The 26,835-nt window shown below is 51.8% G+C and carries 21 protein-coding genes and 1 pseudogene; 15 read left to right on the plus strand and 7 right to left on the minus strand.

The window, feature by feature from the left end:
• Positions 1–152: 152 nt before the first annotated feature.
• The gene (locus MPHASIOC01_RS01470; RefSeq protein ID WP_064597745.1) at positions 153–1,439 is read left to right on the plus strand and encodes a dicarboxylate/amino acid:cation symporter; all 1,287 of its coding nucleotides are present in this window, start codon (positions 153–155) and stop codon (positions 1,437–1,439) included.
• Positions 1,440–1,622: 183 nt separating this feature from the next.
• Positions 1,623–3,125: a pitrilysin family protein gene (locus MPHASIOC01_RS01475; protein ID WP_064597747.1), complete on the plus strand. Its 1,503-nt coding sequence runs from the start codon at positions 1,623–1,625 to the stop codon at positions 3,123–3,125.
• 89 nt (positions 3,126–3,214) lie between these two features.
• Here the strand turns inward: MPHASIOC01_RS01475 and MPHASIOC01_RS01480 are convergent, their stop codons facing one another.
• Positions 3,215–4,147 carry a sugar kinase gene (locus MPHASIOC01_RS01480; protein ID WP_353613802.1) on the minus strand — a complete coding sequence of 311 codons (933 nt, stop codon included), beginning with the start codon at positions 4,145–4,147 and terminating at the stop codon, positions 3,215–3,217.
• A 236-nt stretch (positions 4,148–4,383) separates the two neighbouring features.
• Between MPHASIOC01_RS01480 and pdeH the strand changes: the two genes are divergently transcribed.
• Positions 4,384–5,157 carry a cyclic-guanylate-specific phosphodiesterase gene (pdeH, locus tag MPHASIOC01_RS01485; protein ID WP_064597751.1) on the plus strand — a complete coding sequence of 258 codons (774 nt, stop codon included), beginning with the start codon at positions 4,384–4,386 and terminating at the stop codon, positions 5,155–5,157.
• Positions 5,158–5,201: 44 nt separating this feature from the next.
• On the opposite strand, the gene MPHASIOC01_RS01490 is transcribed toward pdeH, so the two are convergent.
• From MPHASIOC01_RS01490 to MPHASIOC01_RS01500, 3 genes and pseudogenes are all read right to left on the minus strand, one after another.
• Positions 5,202–6,527 carry an MFS transporter gene (locus MPHASIOC01_RS01490; protein WP_064597752.1) on the minus strand — a complete coding sequence of 442 codons (1,326 nt, stop codon included), beginning with the start codon at positions 6,525–6,527 and terminating at the stop codon, positions 5,202–5,204.
• Between the two features lie 270 nt (positions 6,528–6,797).
• Positions 6,798–7,673 (minus strand): annotated as a pseudogene (gene yhjD / locus MPHASIOC01_RS01495) (inner membrane protein YhjD); the annotation flags it as partial.
• 187 nt (positions 7,674–7,860) lie between these two features.
• Positions 7,861–8,766: a LysR family transcriptional regulator gene (locus MPHASIOC01_RS01500; RefSeq protein ID WP_353613803.1), complete on the minus strand. Its 906-nt coding sequence runs from the start codon at positions 8,764–8,766 to the stop codon at positions 7,861–7,863.
• 119 nt (positions 8,767–8,885) lie between these two features.
• On the opposite strand from MPHASIOC01_RS01500, the gene MPHASIOC01_RS01505 reads away from it, so the two are divergent.
• Entirely contained in the window at positions 8,886–9,644 is a 759-nt protein-coding gene (locus tag MPHASIOC01_RS01505) for an SDR family oxidoreductase (RefSeq protein ID WP_353614992.1), read from the plus strand.
• 28 nt (positions 9,645–9,672) lie between these two features.
• Here the strand turns inward: MPHASIOC01_RS01505 and MPHASIOC01_RS01510 are convergent, their stop codons facing one another.
• Complete coding sequence (locus tag MPHASIOC01_RS01510; protein ID WP_405027749.1) at positions 9,673–10,224, minus strand: GNAT family N-acetyltransferase; 552 nt, start codon at positions 10,222–10,224, stop codon at positions 9,673–9,675.
• A 211-nt stretch (positions 10,225–10,435) separates the two neighbouring features.
• On the opposite strand from MPHASIOC01_RS01510, the gene MPHASIOC01_RS01515 reads away from it, so the two are divergent.
• The 9 genes from MPHASIOC01_RS01515 (at position 10,436) to fghA (ending at position 21,361) form a co-directional block, all read left to right on the plus strand.
• Entirely contained in the window at positions 10,436–12,016 is a 1,581-nt protein-coding gene (locus tag MPHASIOC01_RS01515; protein ID WP_353613804.1) for an STY4199 family HEPN domain-containing protein, read from the plus strand.
• Positions 12,017–12,204: 188 nt separating this feature from the next.
• Positions 12,205–13,116 carry an aminoimidazole riboside kinase gene (locus MPHASIOC01_RS01520; RefSeq protein WP_353613805.1) on the plus strand — a complete coding sequence of 304 codons (912 nt, stop codon included), beginning with the start codon at positions 12,205–12,207 and terminating at the stop codon, positions 13,114–13,116.
• A gap of 188 nt (positions 13,117–13,304) precedes the next feature.
• On the plus strand, positions 13,305–14,840 hold the full coding sequence (locus tag MPHASIOC01_RS01525; protein WP_353614994.1) for a carbohydrate porin: 1,536 nt from the start codon (positions 13,305–13,307) through the stop codon (positions 14,838–14,840).
• Between the two features lie 77 nt (positions 14,841–14,917).
• Positions 14,918–16,288 (plus strand): sucrose-specific PTS transporter subunit IIBC, encoded by a 1,371-nt coding sequence (locus MPHASIOC01_RS01530; RefSeq protein WP_064598054.1) that lies wholly within the window; start codon positions 14,918–14,920, stop codon positions 16,286–16,288.
• On the plus strand, positions 16,288–17,706 hold the full coding sequence (locus MPHASIOC01_RS01535; RefSeq protein WP_353613806.1) for a sucrose-6-phosphate hydrolase: 1,419 nt from the start codon (positions 16,288–16,290) through the stop codon (positions 17,704–17,706). Before MPHASIOC01_RS01530 ends, MPHASIOC01_RS01535 begins: the two co-directional genes overlap by 1 nt.
• A 26-nt stretch (positions 17,707–17,732) precedes the next feature.
• Positions 17,733–18,740 carry a substrate-binding domain-containing protein gene (locus MPHASIOC01_RS01540; RefSeq protein WP_064597763.1) on the plus strand — a complete coding sequence of 336 codons (1,008 nt, stop codon included), beginning with the start codon at positions 17,733–17,735 and terminating at the stop codon, positions 18,738–18,740.
• A 132-nt stretch (positions 18,741–18,872) separates the two neighbouring features.
• Positions 18,873–19,148, plus strand: a complete 276-nt coding sequence (locus tag MPHASIOC01_RS01545) for a metal/formaldehyde-sensitive transcriptional repressor (protein WP_064597765.1) — start codon at positions 18,873–18,875, stop codon at positions 19,146–19,148.
• A 200-nt stretch (positions 19,149–19,348) separates the two neighbouring features.
• On the plus strand, positions 19,349–20,461 hold the full coding sequence (locus tag MPHASIOC01_RS01550; protein ID WP_064597767.1) for an S-(hydroxymethyl)glutathione dehydrogenase/class III alcohol dehydrogenase: 1,113 nt from the start codon (positions 19,349–19,351) through the stop codon (positions 20,459–20,461).
• Between the two features lie 69 nt (positions 20,462–20,530).
• Positions 20,531–21,361 carry an S-formylglutathione hydrolase gene (gene fghA, locus MPHASIOC01_RS01555; protein WP_064597769.1) on the plus strand — a complete coding sequence of 277 codons (831 nt, stop codon included), beginning with the start codon at positions 20,531–20,533 and terminating at the stop codon, positions 21,359–21,361.
• A gap of 111 nt (positions 21,362–21,472) precedes the next feature.
• On the opposite strand, the gene gorA is transcribed toward fghA, so the two are convergent.
• Both gorA and MPHASIOC01_RS01565 read right to left on the minus strand, forming a co-directional pair.
• A complete protein-coding gene (gene gorA, locus MPHASIOC01_RS01560; protein ID WP_353613807.1) occupies positions 21,473–22,825 on the minus strand; it encodes a glutathione-disulfide reductase in 1,353 nt (450 codons plus the stop codon).
• A gap of 102 nt (positions 22,826–22,927) precedes the next feature.
• Entirely contained in the window at positions 22,928–23,770 is an 843-nt protein-coding gene (locus MPHASIOC01_RS01565) for a 23S rRNA (adenine(2030)-N(6))-methyltransferase RlmJ (RefSeq protein WP_353613808.1), read from the minus strand.
• 243 nt (positions 23,771–24,013) lie between these two features.
• Here MPHASIOC01_RS01565 and prlC point away from each other — a divergent pair, with 243 nt between their 5' ends.
• Both prlC and rsmJ read left to right on the plus strand, forming a co-directional pair.
• On the plus strand, positions 24,014–26,056 hold the full coding sequence (prlC, locus tag MPHASIOC01_RS01570; protein WP_064598059.1) for an oligopeptidase A: 2,043 nt from the start codon (positions 24,014–24,016) through the stop codon (positions 26,054–26,056).
• An 8-nt stretch (positions 26,057–26,064) separates the two neighbouring features.
• Positions 26,065–26,820 (plus strand): 16S rRNA (guanine(1516)-N(2))-methyltransferase RsmJ, encoded by a 756-nt coding sequence (gene rsmJ / locus MPHASIOC01_RS01575; RefSeq protein WP_064597781.1) that lies wholly within the window; start codon positions 26,065–26,067, stop codon positions 26,818–26,820.
• Positions 26,821–26,835: the final 15 nt, after the last annotated feature.

Raw genomic sequence — 26,835 nt, forward strand, 5'->3', positions numbered from 1 at the left:
GTGCAGCACGCCCTTATGTAACTATTGTTATTGCGATTCTGTTCTTGTCTTGTTGAATGTGTGATGCGCGTTAGTTTTTAAAATGTTTCTCAGGTGTTAATTTCCAGCGTCAGTTTTCCATTTGCCATGTGGATTATATTCAAGGACACCTTATGAAAACATCGTTGTTTAAAAGCCTCTATTTTCAGGTCCTGGCCGCAATAGCCGTCGGGGTTATTCTGGGACACTTCTGGCCTGAGCTGGGTGCACAGATGAAACCTTTTGGTGATGCTTTTGTTAAATTAATCAAAATGATCATTGCCCCTGTCATCTTTTGTACCGTTGTTACGGGTATTGCCGGGATGGAAAGTATGAAATCCGTAGGCCGTACCGGAGCAGTGGCATTGCTCTATTTTGAAGTGGTCAGTACCGTGGCATTAATTATCGGTCTGGTGGTGGTGAATATATTGCAACCTGGCGCAGGTATGAATGTTGATCCATCCTCGCTGGATGCCAGCGCTGTTGCGGCCTGGACGCAGCAGGCGGAAAAAACCGGTGTGGTTTCTTTCTTACTGGATGTGATTCCTCACAGTGTAATTGGCGCATTCGCCAGTGGAAATATCTTACAAGTATTATTATTTTCCGTGCTGTTTGGTTTCGCTTTACACCGGCTGGGGCAAAAAGGTCAGGTGATTTTTAATGTGATTGAAAGCTTTTCTGGTGTGATTTTTGGCATCATCAATATGATTATGCGCCTGGCACCAGTGGGTGCATTTGGGGCAATGGCATTTACCATTGGTAAATATGGTGTAGGGTCATTGTTGCAATTAGGGCAGTTAATTATCTGTTTTTATATCACCTGCCTGCTGTTTGTATTTCTGGTTCTGGGAAGTATTGCCCGCTATACCGGGTTCAGCATCTTTAAGTTTATTCGCTATATCAAAGAAGAATTACTGATTGTTCTTGGTACGTCATCCTCTGAATCAGCATTACCGCGCATGCTGGATAAAATGGAAAAACTGGGATGTCGTAAATCTGTCGTCGGTTTAGTTATTCCTACCGGGTACTCTTTTAACCTGGATGGCACGGCTATTTACCTGACAATGGCGGCGGTATTTATCGCCCAGGCAACGAACAGCCATATGGATATTATGCACCAGATTACATTACTGGTGGTGTTGTTGTTGTCATCTAAAGGGGCTGCGGGGGTGACCGGCAGTGGCTTTATTGTTCTGGCCGCCACTATTTCAGCGGTCGGTCACTTACCTGTTGCCGGACTGGCGTTAATTTTGGGTATTGACCGTTTTATGTCGGAAGCCCGAGCCCTGACCAACCTGGTTGGTAATGGTGTGGCAACCATCTTTGTTGCCAAACAAGTGAATGAGCTGGATGAAAAACAACTCGTTGAGGTGCTCTCAGGCGCTGCGAGTGATAAAAAAACCCAAAAAATTACTTCCTGACAGGTTTAATTCCCCGCGGTGACTTGCCCTTGCCGCGGGCTCTTGCGCATAATTGGCTTTTAATTTCACATCATTGCGTGACGTTTGGCCTTTTTTGCTGTCAAAGCAACATGCCTGAACGTTATGTCTGGATGGCTCAGGCCATCAGTGTTTTTTTACCAGGAATGTTGAGCAGGGGTATACATGCAGGGCAACAGAATTCGACTTTTAGCCAGTGGGTTGTTGATGCTGACAGCCTCTGGTTTTGCGCAGGCGGATGCACTACAGCCCGATCCCGCATGGCAGGAAGGGAAGCTGCCTAACGGTCTGAAATGGCAAATTCTTCAGACTCCGCAGCGCCCCAGTGACCGCATTGAGATTCGCCTTTCAATAAATACAGGATCTCTGGCAGAAACTGCTCAGCAGAGTGGTTTCACTGCATTTATTCCGCGTATAGCGCTAACGCAAAGCGGCAGCCTGCCCGCGCTTCAGGCGCGCTCCTTATGGCAACAAAGTATTGATCCAAATCGTCCCGCTCCTCCTGCTCTGGTATCGTACAACTTTACGATGTACGACATGAGCCTGCCGAATAACCGTGACGATTTGTTGAAAGAAGCGTTGTCCTGGCTGGCTGGTGCCAGTGGTAAGCTGGCGATTACCCAGGAAAGTATTGATAAAGCGCTGTCGACAGAAAATATGGTTAAAACCTGGCCTGCTAACCCGCAGGACGCCTGGTGGCGCTACCGCTTACAGGGCTCCGCAATGCTGTCCCATGCGCCCGGTACCTCGCTGGAGCAACCCGTTGATATGGCCGCATTGAAGAGCTTTTACTCAAAATGGTACACCCCTGATGCCATGACCCTGATAATTGTCGGCAATATTGACAGCCGCAGTGTGTCTGAGCAAATTGCCAAAATTTTTGGCTCACTTACTGGAAAGCGCACGACCCCGGCTACACTCCCTACATTACAGCCGCTCAAGTCTGATGCAGTAAGCCTGATAAGTAACCACCTGCAGCAAGACCGGCTTTCTGTGATGTGGGATACCCCCTGGGAACCTATTCGTGATTCGGCGGCACTGCTCCATTACTGGCGCGCTGATCTGGCTCGTGAAGCACTTTTCTGGCATGTTCAGCAGGCCATGGAAAAGCGTAAAGTGAAAGATATTGGCCTTGGTTTCGACTGCCGTGTGCTTTATCAACGTGCCCAGTGTGGGCTGAACCTGGACACATCGGGTGACACGTTAGAAAAAAACATGGCGCTTTTGAGTGAAGAACTGGCGAATGTCCGGGAAAAAGGGTTGCCACAAGAAAGTGTGGATGCGCTGATAGAACAGAAGCGCAAAGAGCTGCAAACGCTGTTTGCCACCTACGCTCGTACTGACACTGGGGTACTAATGAATCAGCGCCTGCGTTCACTACAAAACCAGGTGGTGGATATTGCACCCGAGCAATATCAGAAGTTGCGCGCCGCTTTTTTGGGGTCAGTGACTATTGCTGAAATTAATCAGGAATTGCGCCAGATGCTCTCGCAGGATATGGCACTGGTATTGCTCCAGCCTCAGGGCGAGGCTGAGGTTAACCCGAAAACACTACGCGAAATCTGGGGTAAGCATATGCCGGTTGACGTGCCGGCTTCATCTGTAACACCAGACGCGCCAGAAACACCCGCAGCACCCGACGCAGGCAGTAATACATCAGGGAAGTGAAACTGCCTGAACGGCAAAGTTTAGCGAAAAGAACGCGCTGTAACGGATAGGCAAACACTCTCCCGGAGGCCCGGGAGAGCTGGCAGGAATCAGTCAGGCATCGCTTCGCGAGGGATAATCGCGCCGCGGTACTGAATAACTGTACTGGCTGTCAGGTGGCCGCGTTTTGCTGCATCTTCGGCACTGGCTCCGGTGAGGCGAACCGCCAGGTAGCCCGCGCTAAAGGAGTCGCCTGCTGCAGTGGTATCAACCACTTTGTCTTTGGGCAGTTTCACGGCCGGAACATTAATCGTTGCCTGCCCCTGAATAGCCACCAGGCAACTGTCGGCACCGCGTTTAATTACGACTTCGCGTACACCAGCCTCCTGGGTGCGGCGAATCACTTCCTCTACAGGTTTTTCCCCCCATAAAGCGTCTTCATCATCCAGCGTCAGGAAGGCAATGTCTGTACAGGTCAGCATTTGGTGATAAACCTGCTGAGTCTCTTCTTTGCTGCGCCATAAACGGGGGCGATAGTTATTATCGAAAATAACTTTCCCACCATTTTCACGACACTGGCGTAACAGGTTCAGCAATTTTTCACGGCTTTCCGGGCTGAGGATCGCAAGACTGATACCGCTCAGGTACAGATAATCGAACTGGGCCAGTTGCTGGCAAATGGCGTCTGCCTGTTCGCTCTCCAGCCAGTAACGGGCTGCGGCTTCGTTACGCCAGTAGTAAAACGTACGCTCGCCAGTGTCATCGGTCTCGATGTAATAGAGCCCTGGCAGGCGGTTTTCCATTTGTTGTATCAGACTCGTTTTTACATTTTCCTGCTGCCATGCATTCAGCATTTGCTGACTGAAGCTGTCTGTGCCCAGTGCGGTGATGTAGTGTACTGACAACGCAGCCTCATCAACCTGACGGGCTATATAAACAGACGTGTTCAGGGTGTCGCCGCCAAAACCGCGATGAACATCAGCGCCTTTTTGCGACAACTCAATCATACATTCGCCAATAACGGCAATTTTTTTGGTCGGCATAATTCTGGAACCTGATTGGAGAGACTGTCTTTAGTGTGCGGCTCGTTTGAAAATCAGTCAAACATTTTAAAACAACGTTTCGATAAAAATTTGACATCGCACAGTATTGAGGCTACCACGGATGCGTGCCCTGCATCACTTGCCTGGAAAACGCGCGTAAAGTTATCCCGTGCCCCGCCGATAACCGAGTGACAAGGCTTTGCCTTTATACTCGTTTATACAGGATGTCATTAGCAATGAACTTAAAGCAAATCACCCACCGGCTGTATACGCCTGAAGCGAATATAGAAAGCGGACAGGCTCAACGCTTGTGGTCGGCGTGTGAACGTGCTTACACTTTTCAACCGATTTACCGGACTTCGGGTCGGTTGATGGCGGTTGAAATGTTAACGGCAATCACTGACCTGGAAGATGTATCAAGGCGTGTTCGTCCGGACCACTATTTTGCTGCAATTACCACAGCGCAACGGGTTGAGGTTGTACGGGAACAGTTGAGCCTGCTGGAACACCTGGAGAGTCTTTTCCTGCGATTTAATATTCTGGCTTCAGTTAATATTGATGGACCTACCTTGCTGGCTATTCGCCAGGAGCCTGCAATGCTGGCGCGCATAGCCCGCCTGCCGTGGGTTCGCTTTGAGCTGGTTGAACATATTCGCTTGCCCAGCAATGCCTCTTTGGCGGGGATGCCGGAGTTTGGCCCTCTGTGGCTGGATGATTTTGGTACTGGCATGGCAAACTTCTCTTCACTCAGTGAAGTGCGTTACGACTACATTAAAGTAGCGCGTGAACTGTTCATTATGCTGCGCAAAACAGCAGAAGGCCGCAATCTGTTCACTCTCTTACTGCAACTGATGAATCGCTATTGTAATGGTGTGATTGTTGAAGGCGTGGAAACAGCAGAGGAGTGGCGGGCGATACAGGCTTCTCCGGCGATGGCTGCGCAAGGCTACTTCCTTTCCCGGCCTCAGCCTTTCAATAACCTGGAGCATGTGCTCTTACAACTGGTCTGATTCAGCCGCAGCGCAGGAAATCGTTGCTGCGGCTTGTCTTACTATCAGAGTGACTGGTGGCGTGTTTCCTTCGTGAGGATCAGGGCAAGCAGTGTCAGTACGGCCATCGTCGCCAGGTAGAAACCAACATACAGCAAACCATAATTAGCCTGTAACCAGGTGGCAATATAAGGTGCTACCGATGCGCCAAGAATGGAAGAGACGTTATAAGAGAAAGACGCCCCGGTATAACGCACTTCGGTTGGGAACAGTTCAGGCAGTAATGCCCCCATCGGCCCAAAGGTTAACCCCATCAGGCTCAGCCCGAGGAACAAATACAGCATTACCAGCGATTCATTGCCAGAACCCAGAAGTTTTGGGAACACGAACAGCGCAAACAGAATTATCAGGCTGGTAATGACAATCATACTGTTACGGCGCCCGTATTTATCTGCAATGAGCCCGGCGACAGGAATCATCAGGCCGAAACCAATTACCGCCATCATCAGCATCCACAGTACATCATTACGCGGGAAACCAAGGCCTGCGGGTACTGGTGAAGTGCTGAATGTCATTGAATACACTGTCATGATGTAAAACAGTGTGTAGGTTGCCAGCATGATGAATGTGCCAAGAATGGTCGCCTTGAGGTGTTTGCTCAGCAGGCGCCCTAGTGGCACTTTCACTTGTTTCCCCGCTTTGGCTATTTTGGAGAAGACTGGCGTTTCATGTAATGAAACACGTACATACAGGCCAATCAACACCAGCACAGCCGAGAAGATAAACGGAATACGCCATCCCCAGGCCATAAACTGTTCGTTGGTGAGCAACCAGGACAGCAGCAGGAAAGTACCGTTGGCAAAAAAGAAACCAATTGGCGCACCTAACTGGGGGAAAGAACCATAAAGTGCACGTTTCTTTGCCGGGGCGTTTTCTGTTGCCAGTAGTGCGGCTCCCCCCCATTCACCACCGAGCCCCAGGCCTTGCCCAAAACGCGCTAAAGCGAGCAGTAACGGCGCCATCACCCCAATGCTGGCATAGCCAGGCAACAGGCCAATGAGTACCGTAGAAATACCCATCGTCAGTAGCGATGCAACCAGCGTTGCCTTGCGGCCAACACGGTCGCCAAAGTGGCCAAATAGCGCGGAACCAATCGGGCGGGCAATAAACGCAATGGCAAATGTTGCCAGTGATTGCAGTGTTGCTGCGGTCGGGTCACCCTGCGGAAAGAAAATATGTGGGAAGACGATTACGGCAGCGGTGGCATAAATATAGAAATCAAAGAATTCAATTGCAGTGCCAATAAGTGATGCAATGACCACTTTGCCGCGTGAGTTAACCGGTGTCTCCTGATTTTCAGTATCGATAGTAGTTGTGATGGAAGCTTGCATAATTTTTTCTTATTTACGACGAGTGAACAGCAATATTAGGCACAGCAAAAGTGACATTTCAACGGCGCGAAGGGTGGGGATTTGGTGAAAAAATAAGCGAAAAGTGAATAATGTTTGGACTGGGAATAAATGTTATGTTACATGCTTTTCAATTTGTAAAAATCAGAATAAAAAACTGGATTCAGGTTAAATAAAAGTTACGGACTGGTGTTATCTGCTACTTTTCTTTCTTCCCACCATTTTTAGCTAAAAATGGTGGGGAAGGCAGCATTAATTTCGAGATTTCCCGGGCATTTGAGGATCATCTTTGTATTGTGCTGTAGCAATCCATGCGGCACAGAACAAGGTCAGACGGGCAAAGAAGTAAAAAAACGCCATTAAACCCAGCACGGAACCAAAAGCTGCTCCTGAAGGTGAACTGACCAGTTTCGGTAAGGTATACGTCATAATAATCTTCAGCACTTCAAAACCAACGGCGGCGATGAACGTACCGCGAATTAACGCCTTGCGGCGAGGGCGGTGGCGGGGTAACCGCCAGAATATCCAGAAAAATAACAAGTAGTTGGCGAAAATTGAAATGACCAGCCCAATCGCGCGCCAGGCGGGTTTAAGCCAGGTGAGTGCATCCAGGTGCAGCAGGTGAATAATCAACGTTTGTGCTGAACCCGCAACAGAGGTAATAAACAGCGTGACAACCAGTGCAATAATCAACCCCGTCAGTGCTGTGAAGTCACGTAAATATTTCACCCAAATTTTTTCTTTGTCCTGAGGATTGCGTTCCCAGACATCCCGCGACTGAGCCCTTACCGCTTCTCTCAGGTTACCCATCCAGTTAATCCCGGAATATAACGCAATCAACAAACCGACCAGACCGACGGTAGTGCGCTGTTGTACGGCAGTCTGAATAGTGTTTTTCAATGTACTGGCAAGGGTGGGATCACTGACGTTATTGAGGATCCGGGTGAAGATATCTTCCAGGAGAGTTGGGTGAGAAGCCAGTACATACCCGGCGACAGCAAACGACACCATCATTACCGGAATCAGTGATAGAAACGAAAAATAGGTGATTGCCGCGCCAAACTGATTGCCCATGCGGTCATTAAAACGTTCAGCAGCACGCAGAAAGTGAGCTACCACTGGGTTACGGCTTGCCTGGTTTACTGCAGAAATTGCTTTATCAACAGCGCCGTTAGCCGCATTGGTGGAGGATTTTTTGTGAGATGAATCGCCGTTACCTGGGCGGTTTTCCGGTGCAGACATGTGTTTCCCTTCAATTAATAACTTCACTAAATGTGTGAGCCCGGCCGGTCGGACTCATTGGTTGTAGTATAGCTCAGGGCTGTTCCAGATAACTTTTCATAACTTCGCTTAACCAGTTCATAAACAGGTGTACCCTGCGTGAAAGGTTGCGCCGGTGCGGGTAAATCAAGGATACAGGCATGGGTTCAGCACGATATTGTGGAAGAATCTCAATTAATGTTCCCTGGCGTAAAAATTCTCTCACGCCAACCCGGGGAACCTGAATAATCCCCAGGCCTGCCAGGCAGGCATCTTTATATGCCTGGGTGCTGTTTACCGTCAGAATACCGCCCGTCCTGGCCTGATGTACCTGCTTGTCATCAACATATTCAAAACCGGTGGGGCGAGTGCCCAGATTCACTGTGTAATGAATCAATGCATGGTTGCTGAGGTCTTCCAGTGTTGAAGGGTAACCGAATCGGGCCAGATAATCCGGGCTGGCGCAGTTAACAATCATCATTTTTCCCAGTGATCGCGCAACCAGCCCTGAATCTTTGAGCCCGCCAACCCGTAACACGCAATCAAAACCTTCACGAATGACATCCACCAGGCGGTCACTGCTGCTGAGTTCCAGTTCAATACCGGGATATTGTTGTAAAAAACCAGGCAGGCGAGGGATAACCACCTTACTGGCGATATCTACGGGTAAATCCACGCGCAAGCGCCCACTAATGCTGCGTGGATCATGCTGGAACATACCGTCCATTTCATCAAGGTTTGCCAGAACATCCCGGCAACGTTCGTAGTAAACCATGCCGTCCTGAGTGAGGCTGACGCGGCGTGTTGTACGGTGCAGTAATTGGGTGCCCAGTTGATTTTCCAGCGCCTGAATCTGGCGGGATACACTACCTTTAGGCAAACCAAGTGTGTCTGCGGCGCGGGTAAAACTCTCGAGTTCCGCGACCCGCAGGAACAATTGCATTGCGTGAATTTTATCCATGTTTTTGCTCTATTGTTGTTGTATGTGAAACAGTGATGTGTATCTCCTTACCTTTATTGTTTTTATAGCAGCTAATAAGCTGTACTTCGACACCATGACAGACAAAGATGAGGTTTATGATGACACAACGTATTGCTTTGATTACCGGTGGTAGCCGTGGTTTGGGGAAAAACGCCGCGCTGAAGCTTGCCAGTGCCGGAATTGATATTATTTTTACCTGGCATAGTAACCAACAGGCTGCAGAAGAAACTGTTCAGGAGATAGCCGAAAAAGGCGTCAAGGTTAAGGCTATTCAGTTAGATGTTGGCCAAAGTTCTCAATTTCCTGCCTTTGTCGAAACCCTGGCCGGGGCGCTTCACTCGCAATGGCAGTGCTCACATATTGATTATTTAATCAACAATGCCGGAACTGGCAGTAGCGCGCCTTTTGGCGAGTTTACTGAGGCGGTTTTTGATGGACTGATGGCGCTACACTTGAAAGGCCCATTTTTCCTGAGCCAGGCGCTGTTACCCATCATCCGTGATGGTGGCGCTATTCTGAACGTCTCCAGTGGGCTGGCGCGTTTTTCTGTGCCGGGCTATTCCGCTTATGCCACCATGAAAGGCGGTATAGAAGTGCTGACCCGCTATATGGCAAAAGAGCTGGGGCCACGCCGTATTCGTGTTAACTGTATTGCCCCCGGTGCGATTGAAACCGACTTTGAAGGTGGCGGCGTGCGTGATAACAGCGATATGAACCGGTTTTTAGCCAGCCAGACTGCTCTGGGCCGGGTGGGTTTACCCGATGATATCGGGGATGCCATTGTTGCTTTGCTGAGTGATTCTCTGGCCTGGATGACAGCGCAGCGTGTTGAAGTATCTGGCGGCATGTTCCTGTAATTCAGGGTGTTGCCCTCTGGTAAAAGACTCAGATGGCAGCCTCCCGGGCCAGCAACCCAAACAGCCAGTCATCGCGCCATTCTCCTGCCAGCCAATAGCTTTCCCGCAGTATTCCCTCCAGGCGAAACCCTGCTTTTTCTAACAGCGCCCGGCTTCCCTGATTACCGGCGGTAACCGTTGCGGTTAACTTATGTAACCCGAGGGTGGTAAACCCGTATTTCACCACTGCCTGAAGTGATTCATAGCCATAACCCTGTCTGTGCCAGTCCGGGCTGAGCATAAAACCTACTTCAGCCTGTGCTTTCCCATCAGGTAAAAAGCCAGTAAGCCCGACAGGGACGCCAGAATCGCGCTGCATAATAACAAGGCACAACCAATGCTCGCTGCCAGGCTGCCAGGGCGGAAGACGGCTGTCAAAACCGGCCCGAATCGCCTCTTCATTGCGGATATCACTAATGAACTGCATGACTGCCGGGTTGGATTGCAGGGATAAGTAAAATGGCCAGTCGGCAGCATTGATCTGCCGCATTTCCAGCCGGGAGGTTGGGATAACCAGCGGGTCAGGATAAGAAACCGACATAGAAAATACGCCTTTTCCAGAAGTTTTGTGGAATATATGACTCTACTTCTCCCCTGTTTCTGGGGCGATTTCAATATGGTGCCATTCAATCTGCCATGAATAGTGTTCCAGGCCCCACAGTTTTTCTGTTTGGCTATGAATAAACCTGAACAAATACCGATAACCTTTATTTAGGCCTGACTTGGGCTCTGGTTTTACACTAAGGACGATTATGACAACCCCATCCCCACAAGCGCTGAAAGATACACTGACTCACTGCCTGGCCATCTCTGACGAAGCGGCGGTGCAAATCTTCGCTTTATTGAACTATACCCCTGTAGCGGGTAGTGGCCCTGAATGGTTCTTTGAAGAGCTTGAACAGGCGCGCGCCAGCCTGGGCAGTTGGGCGGAGATCGGTAAGCGCCTGAAACTTAACGATGCCGGGATGTCACAGTTCACACTGCTACTACGCCACTTCCAGCAGTTGGTACCTGGCAGCGAAAGTGCGCAATCGGCAACACCGCACCAGGTGATTGCCGCCCTGCGTTATGTTTCCTGGCTGGAGAAAATGCGTGAGAAACAACCCGCATTGAAATGGACTGCGTCCTTACCAGCCAGTGATGCAGAAAGCCAGTTTCAGGGAAAAGCGCAGATTCGTGCTGTGGAACTGATGCTGCGCCAGCTCATCAGCCGGGCCTGGCCGGACAAAGCTAAACTCTCCACGCATTTGACTACATTACTGGGAGTGAGTGCAGTGAAACGCAGCCAGTCGAAGGGAGAGAAAGGCGACATTATTAGTGGCCTGATGTTCAGTGAGCTGGCATCTGTATTGGTGGATAAACGGGAGTTTAACCGGTTTTATGCCCCGGTTTTTAACTCGTCCTCACAGGGTTTTTTGGTTGACCAGCGCAAGACATTACAGGCTTTTCTTGATGAAATCCGCCTGATGCGCAACCAGGTGGTTTCCCGACAACCTCTGTCGGCTGTCCAGCTTGCATTGCTGGAAAATTACGTGCACGAAATCACTGAGCCGGTACAGAAGGCTTACCGGGAGGGGCGTACGAAAGTTGACCCTTCCGCTTTTCAGCACGCCGACCCGGCAGAGCTTGGGCAGTTCTTCCAAAAAAACGGCACTGATACCGGTGCTGTGCAGGACAGTCTGCAAAAAGAGCAGTACAAAGCCCCGGATGAAGCATCTGAGCCCGTCAATTTGCTGGCGACCGTGTTGTGGTCTGCCGTGGCTGTTGCATTGGTGGCGATATTTGGTGTGGGTATTTATTTGCTTACCCATCTCAATCGCGATACCCCGAACGACGGTAAGCTTATGGGGGAGCACTATGTGGGATTCATGAAAAATGCGCCCACAGGTGATGTTACTGGCCCGCGTCTGGAACTACAACACCAGGGGATCGACTGGACCCCGGAAAATTTTCGTTCGGCTATTATGCGTGGTGACCGCAAAGTGGTGCGGCAGTTCCTTGAAGGCGGTATGACCTGGCAGGCTTCATGGGCTGAGCAGCCACTGGCAAGGGATCAACAAGATGTACTGGAGCTGTTAATTAACTTTCGTTCGCAAATGGATGAGCCGGAACCTTGTCGACGGATGATTAGCACTATCAGTGATGCAATGGCGCGGGGAGAATCACTGACCTCCATGCGTAAAACCTTCCTCGAAACCTTCTGTTGGCAAAGTGATGTTGTTGAACAGGAGCGTCAGGCATGGCAGCAGGCATTGCAGCGTGAAAAATCCGGAGTGGGTGGCGCTGTTAAGTGGTCAGATATTCATGAGCAAATTTATGACACTATTCGTTAAGCTCTAACTCTCTGGCGAGGTGCGCGAATAGCACGCCTCGCTGCTTGCTTTCTTGCTCTTTTTTCCAAATGGCTGCGGCATTCAGCTAACCCATACATTTTAGGCTCATCATACTTCGCTAAAAATGAATTGATTTGCTAAACCGGTTTAATTTAATGTTTAGCCAGCACAGTTTATGAGGATAAAACATGTCTGGAAAAGTATGGGTGCTGGGCGATGCCGTCGTTGACCTGCTACCCGATGGAGCTGGTCGTTTATTACAGTGCCCGGGCGGTGCGCCTGCCAATGTTGCGGTAGGTATTGCCAGGCTCGGAGGGATAAGCGCTTTCATTGGTCGGGTGGGTGATGACCCGTTCGGTCATTTTATGGCGCAGACACTGCAGGCGGAACAGGTTGATACCCGGTACCTCACATTCGACCCACAGCAACGTACCTCAACCGTTGTGGTTGCTCTGGATGAGCAGGGTGAACGCACTTTCACCTTTATGGTCAGGCCCAGTGCGGATCTTTTTCTTGCGCAGAGTGATGTTCCTGTGATGGCCGGTGGTGAGTGGCTCCATGTCTGTTCCATTGCACTTTCCGCTGAACCCAGCCGTAGCACAGCATTTGCGGCAATGTCACAAATTCGCCAGGCGGGAGGTAAGGTCAGCTTTGATCCCAATATTCGCGAAGATTTGTGGTCTGACCCGGTTTTATTGCGTGAATGCCTTGGCAAAGCATTAGCACTGGCCGACGTGGTTAAGCTTTCCGAAGAGGAGCTGGCGTTTATTATGGCTTCACCTGGTGCGCCAGCGAGCCTGGAAGCGTTGGCTGCGCATTACCACATTCCATTACTGTTGGTGACTCAGGGCCGGGCTGGTGTTATGGCCTGCTTTGAGGGAGCGGTACAGCATTATCCGGCAGAGGCTGTGGAAAGCGTTGATACCACTGGCGCAGGTGATGCTTTTGTTGCCGGGTTACTGTGGGGACTGGCACGCGATGGTTTCCCGCAAACTATGCCACAACTGGCACCATTAATGGCGACAGCTCAACGTTGTGGGGCTCTGGCGACAACCGCTAAGGGGGCCATGACCGCATTACCTTTCCGTCACTGTCTGTAAACCGGGTTTCCTGGGGACTTCTGCGGGCTGTCTGTCAGCCCGATTTGCGAAGCTTGTCACAATGACTAAAACGGTTTAGCAGAATATGTTGCATGGCAAATTCTGACATGATTATGATTCAAGCCTAAACCGGTTTAGCAAGTTAGCAAAAAATGATGATACCTCTCTTTCAGGAAAGCCTCACCATGATGAAAAAAAGCATTCTTGCAATAAGCATTGGCTTGCTAATCGGCTCTCAGACCGCTTTCGCCGATACGGACTTAACCAGCATTGAAGCTCGCCTTGCCGCAATGGAGCAGCGGTTACAGGCTGCAGAACACCGTGCGGATATTGCTGAACACCGGGCTGAGGCCGCAGAACAACAGGTGAAAAACCTGGCGGCATCCCAACAAAAAACTCAGGCAACGGTTGTACAGGCTCAGGCGGTTGCTCAACAAACGGAGCAACGCACCGCTCGTCTGGAAGAAAAAAACAACGCCAGTGATGGCTTTGAATTTCATGGCTATGCACGTTCTGGCTTGTTGATGAATGATTCTGCGGCGAAAACCCAGGGAGGCCCAACCTTCACGCCTGCGGGGGAAACGGGTGGCCATGTGGGGCGTCTCGGCAATGAGCCGGATACCTATCTGGAAATGAATCTTGAGCACAAGCAGACCCTCGCCAATGGTGCAACCACGCGTTTTAAAGTGATGCTGGCTGACGGGCAAAGAACCTATAACGACTGGACTGCTTCCTCCAGCGACCTGAATGTACGCCAGGCTTTTACCGAACTCGGCCATTTGCCTACGTTCACCGGCGCGTTCAAAAACAGCACGGTGTGGGCCGGTAAACGCTTTGACCGCGATAACTTTGACATCCACTGGATTGACTCTGATGTCGTGTTCCTTGCCGGGACTGGTGCCGGTATTTATGACATGGCATGGAGCGACAATGCGCGCAGTAACTTCTCCTTGTATGGCCGCACTTTTGGCGATATTGAGAACAGCGAAAACACAGCGCAGAACTATATCCTGACCCTGAACAACTATATCGGGCCGGTGCAGTTAATGGTTAGTGGTATGCGGGCAAAAGACAATAATGAACGGCGCGATATTGATGATAACCTGGTGAAGAAAGACGCTGCCAATACCGGTGTCCATGCTTTACTGGGTTTACATAACGACAGCTTCTACGGTCTGCGGGATGGCACATCAAAAACAGCATTGCTGTACGGCCACGGCCTGGGTGCGGAAGTAAAAACAGTCGGGGCCGATGGCGCGCTATTGCCAGAAGCGAATACCTGGCGGCTGGCAAGCTACGGGATGACCTCTTTAGGTGATGGCTGGCACATCGCGCCTGCGGTGCTGGCGCAAACCAGTAAAGACCGTTATGTCAAAGGTGACAGCTACCAGTGGGCAACACTTAACCTGCGTTTTATTCAGGAATTTACCCAAAACTTTGAAATGCAATACGAAACTACTTACCAGTATATGGACTTACGCCCGCAAGGCTATAACAGCCGTAATGCCGTAAGTGGCAACTTCTACAAACTGACAGTGGCACCAACGCTGAAAGCCAGTGATGTCGGTGAGTTTCTCAAACGCCCTGAATTGCGCCTGTTCGCAACATGGATGGACTGGGATCATCGCCTGGATAACTATTCCAGCAGTGACAGCTTTGGCAGCAATGGCTTTACCGCCGGTGGTGAGTGGAACTTCGGCGTGCAGATGGAAACCTGGTTCTGACAGGCATGGGCCTTCGGGATGACGTTCAGCCTGAAGGCCTTAAACCACAATTAACAACAATAAACACAGAGGTCATCATGGACTTTGAACAGATTGCCCGATCATTACTCCCCTTGATCGGCGGCAAGGAAAACATCGCCAGTGCGGCTCATTGTGCAACACGCCTGCGGCTGGTTCTGGCTGATGACGCCAAAGCAGATACATCCGCTATTGAGAAAGTTGATGGTGTAAAAGGGTGTTTTCGCAATGCCGGGCAGTTGCAGATTATTTTTGGCACTGGCGTAGTCAACAAGGTTTATGCCGCATTTGTTACCGTTGCCGGAGTCAGTGAATCCAGCAAATCAGAAGCAGCGACACTGGCCGCCAAAAAATTAAATCCTTTCCAGCGTATTGCCCGCCTGTTATCCAATATTTTTGTGCCTATCATCCCTGCCATTGTTGCTTCTGGTTTGTTGATGGGGCTTCTGGGGATGGTGAAAACCTACGGCTGGGTTCAGCCCGATAACGCGCTGTATATCATGCTGGATATGTTCAGCTCAGCAGCCTTTATCATTCTGCCAATTTTAATCGGTTTTACCGCAGCCCGTGAGTTTGGCGGCAACCCATATCTGGGCGCCACCCTTGGCGGGATACTGACTCACCCTGCGCTCACTAATGCCTGGGGTGTGGCCGCCGGTTTCCATACCATGAATTTCTTCGGCCTGGAAATAGCAATGATTGGCTACCAGGGTACCGTGTTCCCGGTATTACTGGCGGTGTGGTTTATGAGTATGCTGGAGAAACAGTTACGCCGGGTGATTCCGGATGCACTGGACCTCATTCTCACTCCTTTCCTGACAGTGATTATCTCGGGTTTTGTTGCGCTGTTGCTTATCGGTCCGGCAGGCCGCGCACTGGGTGACGGCATTACTTTCGTCCTCACCACCCTGATAGCCCACGCCGGGTGGCTGGCAGGTTTAGTCTTCGGCGGGCTCTATTCTATTATTGTGATTACCGGTATTCACCACAGTTTCCACGCCATTGAAGCCGGTCTGTTAGGTAACCCGTCTGTTGGGGTCAACTTCCTGTTGCCCATTTGGGCAATGTCCAATGTGGCTCAGGGCGGTGCCTGCCTTGCAGTGTGGTTTAAAACCCGCGATGCAAAAATTAAAGCCATCACTCTCCCTTCCGCTTTTTCCGCAATCCTGGGTATTACTGAAGCGGCTATCTTCGGGATTAACCTGCGCTTTGTGAAGCCGTTTATTGCCGGGCTGATTGGTGGTGCGCTGGGTGGTGCGTGGGTGGTTTCCGTGCATGTTTACATGACTGCGGTAGGCCTGACAGGTCTGCCGGGGATGGCAATTGTGCAGGCCGGTTCTTTGCTCAATTATATTATTGGGATGGCTATCGCATTTGCCAGTGCGTTCCTGGTGTCCTTGTTACTGAAATACAAAACGGACTCACAATAATGACTTCTTCTTCTCTACTGCCTGCATTTTTGCAGGCAGTAATGCAGGGCCAGCCCCGGGCACTGAAAGACCCCCACTACCCGGGCTGGCACCTTGCGCCAGTTACCGGGCTGATGAACGACCCAAACGGGTTTATCCATTTTCAGGGTGAATACCACTTGTTCTACCAGTGGAACCCTTTAGGTTGCAGCCACCAAAATAAAAGCTGGGGGCACTGGCGTTCGCAGGATTTGGTGCACTGGCAGCATGCTCCCATCGCCCTGATACCCGGGGAAGACTATGACCGCAGTGGGTGTTATTCCGGCAGTGCTGTGGATAACCAGGGCCAGTTAACCCTGTGCTACACCGGTAACGTAAAGTTTGACGACGGCAGCCGTACTGCCTGGCAGTGCCTGGCGGTAGAAAATGCCCAGGGCGGGTTTGATAAAACGGGCCCGGTTCTGGCGTTGCCTGAAGGGTATACCGGGCATGTACGCGACCCGAAAGTTTGGCGGCAGGGTGAAACCTGGTACATGGTGCTGGGAGCGCAGGATAAACACAAGCAAGGCAAGGTGCTGTTATTCCACTCAGGTAACCTCACTGACTGGACGCTGGCCGGTGAAATTGCTGGCAGTGGCCTGGGGGGGCTGGGCGAAGCAGGTTATATGTGGGAATGCCCGGACCTGTTTCACCTGGACGGGCAGGATGTGTTAATCGCCTGCCCGCAGGGTGTCACAAAGCAGGAAAAACGCTTTCTGAATACTTACCCTGTAACATGGTTGTGCGGCACCCTGCAGGCAGACGGCGCAACTTTCCACCATGGCCCACTGGCAGAGTTGGACGCCGGTTTTGAGTTCTATGCCCCACAAACTGCACTGGCGGAAGACGGGCGGCGGCTGTTAATTGGCTGGATGGGCGTTCCTGATGGCGAAGAGATGCTGCAGCCAACGGTGAAAAATGGCTGGATCCACCAGATGACCTGCCCGCGCCAGCTTTCTCTGAAGCAAGGGCGGTTATTCCAACAGCCGGTAACTGAATTGCAGATGTTGCGCGAAACGGAATCTGGCTGGCAAGGGCTGGCATCGCAGGCTCCCGAAATTCCAGCTGAGCGGCTGGAGATCTTGTTGACCCGTACCCCGGGGAAGAGTGCCACCCTGCATTTTGGCAATGACGACCTGGTGCTGACCTGGAGTGACTGTGAATTATGCCTCGCCCGGCGTAGCCAGGAAAACGGTGAGTGGCAGTACCGTTACTGGGATGCCCCAGCCACCGGGTTGCAGATTCTGTGCGACCATTCAAGCATTGAGATTTTCATTAATCAGGGTGAAGGTGTGATGACTAGCCGTTATTTCCCGGCGCAGCCTGCCACACTCTCTTTTTCCGGCGAAGCAGAACTGCAGGTACGCTACTGGTCGTTACGCGCCTGCATGGTAGAATAGGGTTTTACATCAACCAATTCGCTGCCGTGAGAAAAACCAAACGTATTACCATCAGTGATATTGCCAGCCTGGCAGGTGTCTCGAAAGCGACTGCCAGCCTGGTGCTTAATGGCCGGGGCAAGGAGTTGCGTGTTGCACAGGAAACACGCGAACGTGTGCTGTCTGTTGCCCAGCAACACCATTACCAGCCCAGCATTCACGCCCGCCTGCTACGCGACAGCCGCAGCCACACTCTGGGTCTGGTGGTGCCGGAAATCACCAACTACGGCTTCGCTGTTTTTTCTTATGAACTGGAAACCCTGTGCCGTGAAGCCGGGTTGCAGTTGCTTATCTCTTGTACCGATGAAAACCCCGGCCAGGAAGCGGTGGTGGTGAGTAACCTGGTGGCACGCCAGGTGGATGGCATCATTGTGGCTTCCAGCATGCTCAACGATGCGGATTACCTAAAACTGAGTGAGCAGTTACCGGTTGTACTTTTTGACCGCCATATGAGTGACACCACCCTGCCACTGGTAATGACTGATTCTGTCTCGCCCACAGCGGAGCTGGTTGCCCGGGTGGCAGGTAAGTATGCCGACGAGTTTTATTTCCTTGGCGGGCAGCCGCGTTTGTCCCCAACCAAAGACCGGCTGGAGGGGTTCTGTAAAGGGCTGGAACAGGCTGGTGTGGAACTGCGCCCGGAATGGATTATTCATGGTAATTACCACCCCAGCAGCGGTTATGAAATGTTTGCCACGCTGTGCGCCCGGCTGGGAAGGCCGCCGAAGGCCTTGTTCGTTGCTGCCTGTGGTTTGCTCGAAGGGGTGCTGCGTTATATGAGCCAGCATAATTTGCTGGACAGTGATATTTACCTGGCCAGTTTCGATGACCACTACCTGTATGATTCTCTTTCAGTGCGCATCGATACCATTCAACAGGATTGCCGCCAACTGGCGGGTGACTGTTTTGAAATGATCACGCAGTTAGTAGACAACCAGGAGCCCACACCACACCAGCGACGCCTGCCTGCATCTATTCAGTGGCGGCACAGTTAGTGGCAGTGCGCCCGGCAACCAGCGGGCGCCACATCACGCAACGTTTATTTCTGGTGTGAACAGAAAACTCGCTGGTCAGTAATTCCGTGTTAGACTACATTCAATATACCCCCATCCCGTATAGGAGAGCCTGTGCCACATTCACCTGAAGATAAAAAACGTGCTCTTAACCGTATTAAGCGTATTCAGGGGCAGTGCGAAGGCATTCAACGTTCACTGGAAGCAGGCGCCGATTGCGCACCAATACTGATGCAAATGGCCGCTGTGCGTGGGGCAATGAACAGCCTGATGGCCGAAATTTTGGATAGTTATATTCGTGAGGAATTTGCCGGGAAACTGCGTGAGGAGAGTGAAAACGGAGCTGATATTGATGAGCTGGCAAAGCTTGTGCGCTCTTATTTTAAATAATTTTCCTTAAATATAAGTATGTTGTATTCTTTTTGTTAATGCTTCTCTTATAATGTATATACCCGGTAGGGGTATATGTTCTATACTCCCCTCATCATGCGATAGCCTGGCTATCCTTTCTTGTGTCGCAGCCATTAATAACGATATCCGGGCTGTTTTGCAGCGCTACGCTGTGCCTTTTTGATAAGTGGAGTTCCTACATGAAATCTCGTGCCGCTGTTGCTTTTGGTCCTGGTAAACCGCTGGAAATTGTTGAGCTGGATGTGGCTCCACCGCGTGCAGGCGAAGTGATGATCAAAATTACCCATACCGGCGTTTGCCATACCGATGCCTTTACGCTTTCTGGTGATGATCCGGAAGGGGTTTTCCCGGTTGTACTGGGCCACGAAGGTGCCGGTGTAGTGGTTGAAGTGGGTGAGGGGGTGACCAGTGTGCAGCCTGGCGACCACGTTATTCCACTGTACACTGCAGAATGTGGTGAGTGTCTGTTCTGTAAATCCGGTAAAACCAACCTGTGTACGGCTGTGCGCGCCACTCAGGGTAAAGGGCTGATGCCAGATGGTACTACCCGTTTTTCCTATAATGGCGAACCGGTTTATCACTACATGGGGTGCTCCACATTCAGTGAGTACACTGTTGTGGCTGAGGTTTCTCTCGCAAAAATTAACCCGCAGGCCAACCATGAGCAGGTGTGCCTGTTAGGTTGTGGTGTGACTACCGGAATTGGTGCTGTACATAACACGGCTAAAGTTCAGCCGGGTGATTCTGTGGCTGTGTTTGGCCTGGGCGGTATCGGTCTTGCGGTTCTGCAGGGGGCACGCCAGGCGCAGGCCGGGCGGATTATCGCTATTGATACCAACCCGGCTAAATTCGAGCTGGCTAAAGAGTTCGGTGCTACAGAGTGCATCAACCCTAACGATTACGATAAGCCCATTCAGGACGTGATCATTGAAATGACCGGCTGGGGTGTTGACCACTCTTTTGAATGCATTGGTAACGTGAAAGTGATGCGTGCTGCGCTGGAATGTGCACACCGTGGTTGGGGCCAGTCTGTGATTATTGGTGTGGCTGGCGCAGGCCAGGAGATCTCTACTCGCCCATTCCAGTTAGTTACCGGCCGCCAGTGGAAAGGCTCTGCCTTTGGTGGTGTGAAAGGGCGTAGCCAGCTGCCTGGCATGGTTGAAGATGCAATGCGCGGTAAAATCGCACTGAAACCGTTTGTCACCCACACGATGCCACTGGACGAAATCAATACTGCTTTCGACCTGATGCATGAAGGGAAATCTATCCGTTCTGTTATTCATTATGATTAATGCACCTGTCTGGCGGGCGGTTAACAGCCTCCCGCCGGCTGCTGACATCACGGAAACAGGAGAAAACGGATGCAAAAAGTTGAAGAACACTGGGTGTGTGGCGGTTTACAGCAAGTGTGGCGCCACGATTCGCACACTCTGAATTGTGCCATGCAGTTCGCGGTATTTGTGCCTCCTCAGGCAAGCCAGGCTCCTTGCCCGGTGCTGTACTGGCTTTCCGGGCTGACATGCAACGAGCAGAATTTTATTACCAAGGCAGGTGCGCAGCGTTATGCCGCTGAGCATGGTGTGGTGCTGGTAGCACCAGATACCAGCCCCCGCGGTGAAGGCGTTGCCGATGATGCTGCCTGGGATTTAGGGCAGGGCGCCGGGTTCTACCTCAATGCGACCGAGTCGCCCTGGAAGCCCCATTACCAGATGTATGACTATGTGCTTAATGAACTGCATGCGCTGGTGCTGGCTTCCTTCCCGGTAGTGGATAAACGCAGTGTGTCTGGTCACTCAATGGGTGGGCATGGTGCGTTAGTGCTGGCATTACGCAACCCGCACGCCTTTTGCAGTGTGTCTGCCTTTGCGCCCATTGTGGCTCCCACACAGGTTCCCTGGGGTGAGAAAGCGTTCTCCGCCTACCTGGGGGAAGACCGGGCAGCCTGGCAGCAGTATGACGCGGTGGCGTTAATCAACAGCGGCCATCGGGTGAAAGACCTGCTGGTGGACCAGGGGCTGGGCGATAACTTCTATGAAGAGCAACTGAAAACCGGGTTGTTAAAAACCGCTTGTGAACAGCAAAACCTGCCGCATACGATTCGCCTGCAGGGCGGGTATGACCATAGTTATTACTTTATCGCCACGTTTGTTGGTGAGCATATCGCCTGGCATGCGAAGCATTTGTGCCAGTAGTGGGTATGCATAGCGTGGGAAGTTTTCGCACGCTGATTGATGCGCAATAAAAACGCCAGGTAGCTGATGACCTGGCGTTTTGTTTATCAGAAAAGTGTGAAACGGGCGTGATTAACGCATCGTCACAAACTCTTCAGACGCTGTTGGGTGAATGGCAACAGTGTTATCGAAGTCCTGCTTGGTGGCACCCATTTTCAGGGCGACAGCGAAGCCTTGCAGGATTTCATCCATACCAAAACCAATGCCGTGAATACCAACGATTTTTTCTTCTTCGCCCACGCAGACTAACTTCATGCGGCACGGTTGGCGGTGCTGTGTTACCGCAGTATACATCGCGGTGAAACCGGATTTATACACTTTCACCTGGTCGTCGCCATATTGCTCACGCGCCTGTGGCTCGGTTAGCCCGACAGTACCAATGGGTGGATGGCTGAAGACGACGGTAGGCACATTGGTGTAATCCAGGTGCTCATCGGGCTTGTTGTTAAACAGGCGTTCAGACAGGCGGCGGCCAGCAGCAACGGCAACGGGTGTCAGTTCGACATGGCCGGTGTTGTCGCCCACAGCATAGATACCTGGCACACTGGTATTTTGCCATTTATCCACTTTAATGTAGCCTTTTGCATCGGTTTCCACGCCGGTAACGGCCAGATTAAAGGCATCTGTCGCCGGTTCACGGCCAATGGCCCAAATCAGGCAGTCAACTTCGCAACTGCGGCCATCTTCAAGGTGCAGTGTCAGGCTGCCATCGCTGTTTTTCTGCACCGATTTGGGAATGGCCTGGGTGTGCAGTTGCGGCCCTTCGGCGGCCATCACTTCAACCAACGTTTCCACGATGGTTGGGTCAAAGTTGCGCAGTGGTGCGTGTTTGCGTACAAACAGGTGGGTTTCAGCACCCAGCCCGTTCAGCACACCGGCAATTTCTACGGCAATATAACCGGCACCCACCACAGCAACCCGTCTGGGCAGTGCTTTGAGCTCAAAGAACCCGTTGGAATCAATACCGTATTCCACGCCAGGAATTTCCGGGTAACTCGGGCGGCCACCTGTGGCAATCAGAATGTGGTCTGCCGTATAAGTTTCGCCATTGACCTCGACGGTTTTGGCATCAACAAAACGGGCAAAACCGTGAATCACATCGACTTTGTTTTTTGATAAACCCGAGTCGTAAGCGGCATGAATACGGTCAATATAAGCACTGCGGCTGGCAAGGAGTTTTTGCCAGTCGAAGTTATTCACTGTGGTATCAAACCCATAATCCGGGCCGTACTGGTGAATGGCCTCTGCGATTTGCGCGGCGTGCCACATCACTTTTTTGGGGACACAACCCACGTTCACACACGTTCCGCCCAACGCTTTTGCTTCAATCAGGGCACATTTTTGGCCGTACATAGCGGCGCGGTTAATGGATGCGATACCGCCGCTGCCGCCGCCGATCGCGATGTAGTCGTAATGTTTGCTCATGGGGTTCCTTAGTTTAGTGCGCGGTTATGCCTGCGCAGTGAAAACAGGCCAACAGTATCCGTTTGGACCTGCAATGATGCCACCAATCACTCCAATCAGTGATTATTCGGGCACAATCCAGTTCAGTGCCGTGTGACCAGTCCCTTCCGGCACCAGTTTGCCATGAAGCCAGGGCAGAATTTCTGCCATTTGCGCTTCCAGCTTCCACGGCGGGTTTATCACTATCATACCTGACGCTGTCATGCCACGATGAGAGTTATCCGGGCGTACAGCCAGCTCGATTTGCAAAATACGGCGGATGCCGGTTTCTTCCAGCGCGTGGATCATGCGTTTAATTTGCTGGCGCAGTACTACCGGGTACCACAACGCATACACCCCGGTGGCGAAGCGTTTGTAGCCTTCGGCAATGCCATCCACCACTGCCTGGTAATCCGTTTTAATTTCGTAAGGCGGGTCTATCAGCACCAGAGCACGGCGCGAAACGGGTGGCAATTTTGCTTTCAGTTGCTGGTAACCGTCGCCGCGCGCCACTCGCGCCCGCTCATCTTTGCTGAATTCTGTACGTAACAGCGGGTAATCGCTGGGATGCAGCTCAGTCAGTTGCAGGCTGTCCTGCGGGCGCAGTAACTCACGGGCAATCAGCGGGGAGCCAGGGTAATAGCGCAGGTTACCGTTGGTATTAAGCTGGCGAACTACGTTGATATAGGGTGCCATGGCTTCAGGCAAATCCGGGCAGTCCCACACGCGGGCAATCCCTTCCAGGTATTCACCCGTGCGCTCCGCCTGTTCACTGTTAAGCAAATAGCGCCCGGCTCCGGCGTGGGTATCCAGATACAGGAACGGTTTTTCTTTTTCTTTAAGCGACTCAATGATGAGGCTTTGCACTGTGTGTTTTAGCACATCGGCGTGGTTGCCAGCGTGAAAGCTGTGGCGGTAACTAAGCATGATTGCGGGAGTCCAGGATGTCTGACAATAATCGCTCAGTATACCGGAAAAGTGATAGCGACGGGAAAGGTGCTGGCCAGCATTGAAATGAGCAGGTTACGCCCCCATGCTATACCTTAATGTATATCCTGATAATACCAGTGATTTGTAGCTCACCAGGCTGCTGGGTTATTTGAGATGTGGACCATTCAGGAACATCAGAGTGCGTGTGGAAATACGCCTCACTTTATTTGGGACTGTGCTATGACCAATCCATTACTTACCGATTTTACTCTTCCTCCGTTTTCTGCAATCAAGCCTGAACATGTTGTGCCAGCCGTGACCGATGCACTGGATGCCTGCCGTGCCGCAGTTGAGCAGGTGGTGGCGCATGGCGCGCCCTGGACATGGGATAACCTGTGCCAGCCTCTGGCGGAAACCGATGACAGGCTGGGGCGGATTTTCTCACCGGTAAGCCACCTCAATTCGGTCAAAAACAGCCCGGAATTGCGTGCAGCATATGAACAAACGCTGCCATTGTTATCCGAATACAGCACCTGGGTTGGGCAGCACGAAGGCCTGTACCAGGCGTATCGCAACCTGCGCGATGGCGAACATTACGCCAGCCTGAGCGTGGCACAGAAAAAAGCAGTGGATAACGCACTGCGAGACTTTGAATTGTCCGGTATTGGGCTGCCAAAAGACAAACAGAAACGCTATGGTGAGATTGCGGCGCGGTTGTCTGAACTGGGTTCGCTCTACAGCAATAATGTGCTGGATGCCACCATGGGCTGGAGCAAACTGATTACCGATGAATCCCAACTGGCGGGGATGCCGGAAAGCGCAATGGCAGCCGCCAAAGCTCAGGCAGAAGCGAAAGAGCAGGAAGGCTGGTTACTGACGCTGGATATCCCGAGCTACCTGCCAGTAATGACTTATTGCGATAACGCAGCGTTACGTGAAGAGATGTACCGCGCTTATAGCACCCGTGCTTCTGACCAGGGACCAAATGCCGGTAAGTGGGATAACACGCCAGTCATGGAGGAGATCCTGGCGTTGCGCCACGAGCTGGCGGAGTTGCTGGGCTTTGGTAGTTATGCCGAGAAATCTCTGGCAACTAAAATGGCAGAAAACACCGGGCAGGTGCTGGATTTTCTGACCGATTTAGCCAAACGTGCGCGCCCACAAGGTGAAGCGGAACTGGCGCAATTGCGCGCTTTCGCCCGTGAGCATTATGGTGTGGATGAACTGAACCCGTGGGATCTCACCTGGTATGGCGAGAAGCAAAAACAGCACCTCTACAGTATCAGCGACGAACAGCTGCGCCCCTATTTTCCGGAGAGCAAGGCAGTAAATGGCCTGTTCGAAGTGGTAAAACGCATTTACGGCATTACCGCGAAAGAACGCCATGATGTGGACGTATGGAACCCGGATGTACGTTTCTTCGAGCTCTATGATGAGCAGGGCGACCTGCGCGGCAGTTTCTATCTCGACCTGTATGCCCGTGAGCACAAACGGGGTGGCGCATGGATGGATGACTGCGTGGGCCAGTTGCGTAAAGCCGACGGTTCGTTGCAAAAACCCGTTGCTTACCTGACCTGTAACTTTAACCGCCCGGTGAATGGCAAACCGGCACTGTTTACCCATGATGAAGTCACTACGTTGTTCCATGAGTTCGGGCACGGCCTGCACCATATGCTGACACGTATTGATACCGCGGGTGTTTCCGGGATCAACGGTGTGCCCTGGGATGCTGTTGAGCTGCCAAGCCAGTTTATGGAAAACTGGTGCTGGGAACCGGAAGCGCTGGCATTTATTTCTGGCCATTACGAAACCGGCGAACCGCTGCCACAGTCTCTGCTGGATAAAATGCTGGCGGCGAAAAATTACCAGGCAGCAATGTTTATTCTGCGCCAGCTTGAGTTTGGCCTGTTTGATTTCCGCCTGCATGCTGAGTTTTCTCCGCAACAGGGGGCAAAAATTCTCGAAACACTGGCAGAAATCAAAAAACAGGTGGCTGTGGTGCCTTCTCCGGCGTGGGGGCGTTTCCCGCATGCCTTCAGCCATATCTTTGCTGGCGGCTATGCTGCGGGCTATTACAGCTACCTGTGGGCCGATGTCCTGGCAGCGGATGCGTTTTCCCGGTTCGAGGAAGAGGGTATTTTCAACCGTGAAACAGGCTTATCCTTCCTGGATAACATCTTAAGCCGTGGCGGTTCCGAAGAGCCGATGACACTGTTCAAACGCTTCCGTGGCCGTGAACCACAACTGGATGCCATGCTGCACCATTACGGCATTCAGGGCTGAAGTTAACCGTGAACATATGTTTGTTAGCTGAAACAGGCGCCGATCCCGGCGCCTTATCTGTTCTGGCGGCGCGCTGGGGGCTAACCCACGATGAAAATAACGCCATGGCACTGGTACTGACCGCTTCTCAACTGGAATTACGCAAGCGGGATGAGCCAAAGCTCGGTGGTATTTATGTCGACTTTGTCGCTGGCGCGATGGCTCACCGGCGCAAGTTTGGCGGTGGGCGAGGGGAAGCGGTTGTAAAGGCGGTTGGCGTGAAAGGCGAGTATTTACCTGATGTGGTGGATGCGACGGCAGGGCTTGGACGCGATGCCTTTGTGCTGGCCTCTGTAGGCTGCCATGTAAGGATGCTGGAACGTCATCCGGTAGTGGCCGCTTTACTGGAAGATGGCCTGAATCGTGGTTACCAGGACCCGGAAATTGGTGGCTGGCTGCGGGAACGGCTGGCACTGATTCACGGTTCGAGCCTGACAGCGCTGGAAGGGCTGGAACCCCGCCCGCAGGTGGTTTACCTCGACCCGATGTATCCCCATAAGCAAAAAAGTGCGCTGGTGAAAAAAGAGATGCGGGTGTTTCAGTCACTGGTTGGGGCTGATGACGATGCTGATGCACTTCTGGCACCGGCACAACGCCTGGCAACTAAGCGGGTGGTCGTGAAACGCCCGGATTATGCACCGGCGCTGGCGGGTGTCGAAACCCGTTCGGCTATCACCACCAAAAACCACCGTTTTGATATTTACCCCGGCACACCACACGCCTGAAATGAAACACCCTTG

The organism is Mangrovibacter phragmitis, assembly GCF_040429585.1.
GTDB lineage: Bacteria > Pseudomonadota > Gammaproteobacteria > Enterobacterales > Enterobacteriaceae > Mangrovibacter > Mangrovibacter phragmitis.

Bases quoted from the DNA above. Each gene is read 5' to 3' on its own strand.
- gorA (WP_353613807.1), bottom strand. From the start codon at position 22,825: ATGAGCAAACATTACGACTACATCGCGATCGGCGGCGGCAGCGGCGGT.
- MPHASIOC01_RS01475 (WP_064597747.1), top strand. From the start codon at position 1,623: ATGCAGGGCAACAGAATTCGACTTTTAGCCAGTGGGTTGTTGATGCTG.
- MPHASIOC01_RS01470 (WP_064597745.1), top strand. From the start codon at position 153: ATGAAAACATCGTTGTTTAAAAGCCTCTATTTTCAGGTCCTGGCCGCA.
- MPHASIOC01_RS01490 (WP_064597752.1), bottom strand. From the start codon at position 6,527: ATGCAAGCTTCCATCACAACTACTATCGATACTGAAAATCAGGAGACA.
- MPHASIOC01_RS01480 (WP_353613802.1), bottom strand. From the start codon at position 4,147: ATGCCGACCAAAAAAATTGCCGTTATTGGCGAATGTATGATTGAGTTG.
- MPHASIOC01_RS01565 (WP_353613808.1), bottom strand. From the start codon at position 23,770: ATGCTTAGTTACCGCCACAGCTTTCACGCTGGCAACCACGCCGATGTG.
- MPHASIOC01_RS01550 (WP_064597767.1), top strand. From the start codon at position 19,349: ATGAAATCTCGTGCCGCTGTTGCTTTTGGTCCTGGTAAACCGCTGGAA.
- MPHASIOC01_RS01505 (WP_353614992.1), top strand. From the start codon at position 8,886: ATGACACAACGTATTGCTTTGATTACCGGTGGTAGCCGTGGTTTGGGG.
- MPHASIOC01_RS01525 (WP_353614994.1), top strand. From the start codon at position 13,305: ATGAAAAAAAGCATTCTTGCAATAAGCATTGGCTTGCTAATCGGCTCT.
- prlC (WP_064598059.1), top strand. From the start codon at position 24,014: ATGACCAATCCATTACTTACCGATTTTACTCTTCCTCCGTTTTCTGCA.
- MPHASIOC01_RS01520 (WP_353613805.1), top strand. From the start codon at position 12,205: ATGTCTGGAAAAGTATGGGTGCTGGGCGATGCCGTCGTTGACCTGCTA.
- MPHASIOC01_RS01530 (WP_064598054.1), top strand. From the start codon at position 14,918: ATGGACTTTGAACAGATTGCCCGATCATTACTCCCCTTGATCGGCGGC.
- MPHASIOC01_RS01515 (WP_353613804.1), top strand. From the start codon at position 10,436: ATGACAACCCCATCCCCACAAGCGCTGAAAGATACACTGACTCACTGC.
- MPHASIOC01_RS01500 (WP_353613803.1), bottom strand. From the start codon at position 8,766: ATGGATAAAATTCACGCAATGCAATTGTTCCTGCGGGTCGCGGAACTC.
- MPHASIOC01_RS01510 (WP_405027749.1), bottom strand. From the start codon at position 10,224: ATGTCGGTTTCTTATCCTGACCCGCTGGTTATCCCAACCTCCCGGCTG.
- fghA (WP_064597769.1), top strand. From the start codon at position 20,531: ATGCAAAAAGTTGAAGAACACTGGGTGTGTGGCGGTTTACAGCAAGTG.
- MPHASIOC01_RS01535 (WP_353613806.1), top strand. From the start codon at position 16,288: ATGACTTCTTCTTCTCTACTGCCTGCATTTTTGCAGGCAGTAATGCAG.
- pdeH (WP_064597751.1), top strand. From the start codon at position 4,384: ATGAACTTAAAGCAAATCACCCACCGGCTGTATACGCCTGAAGCGAAT.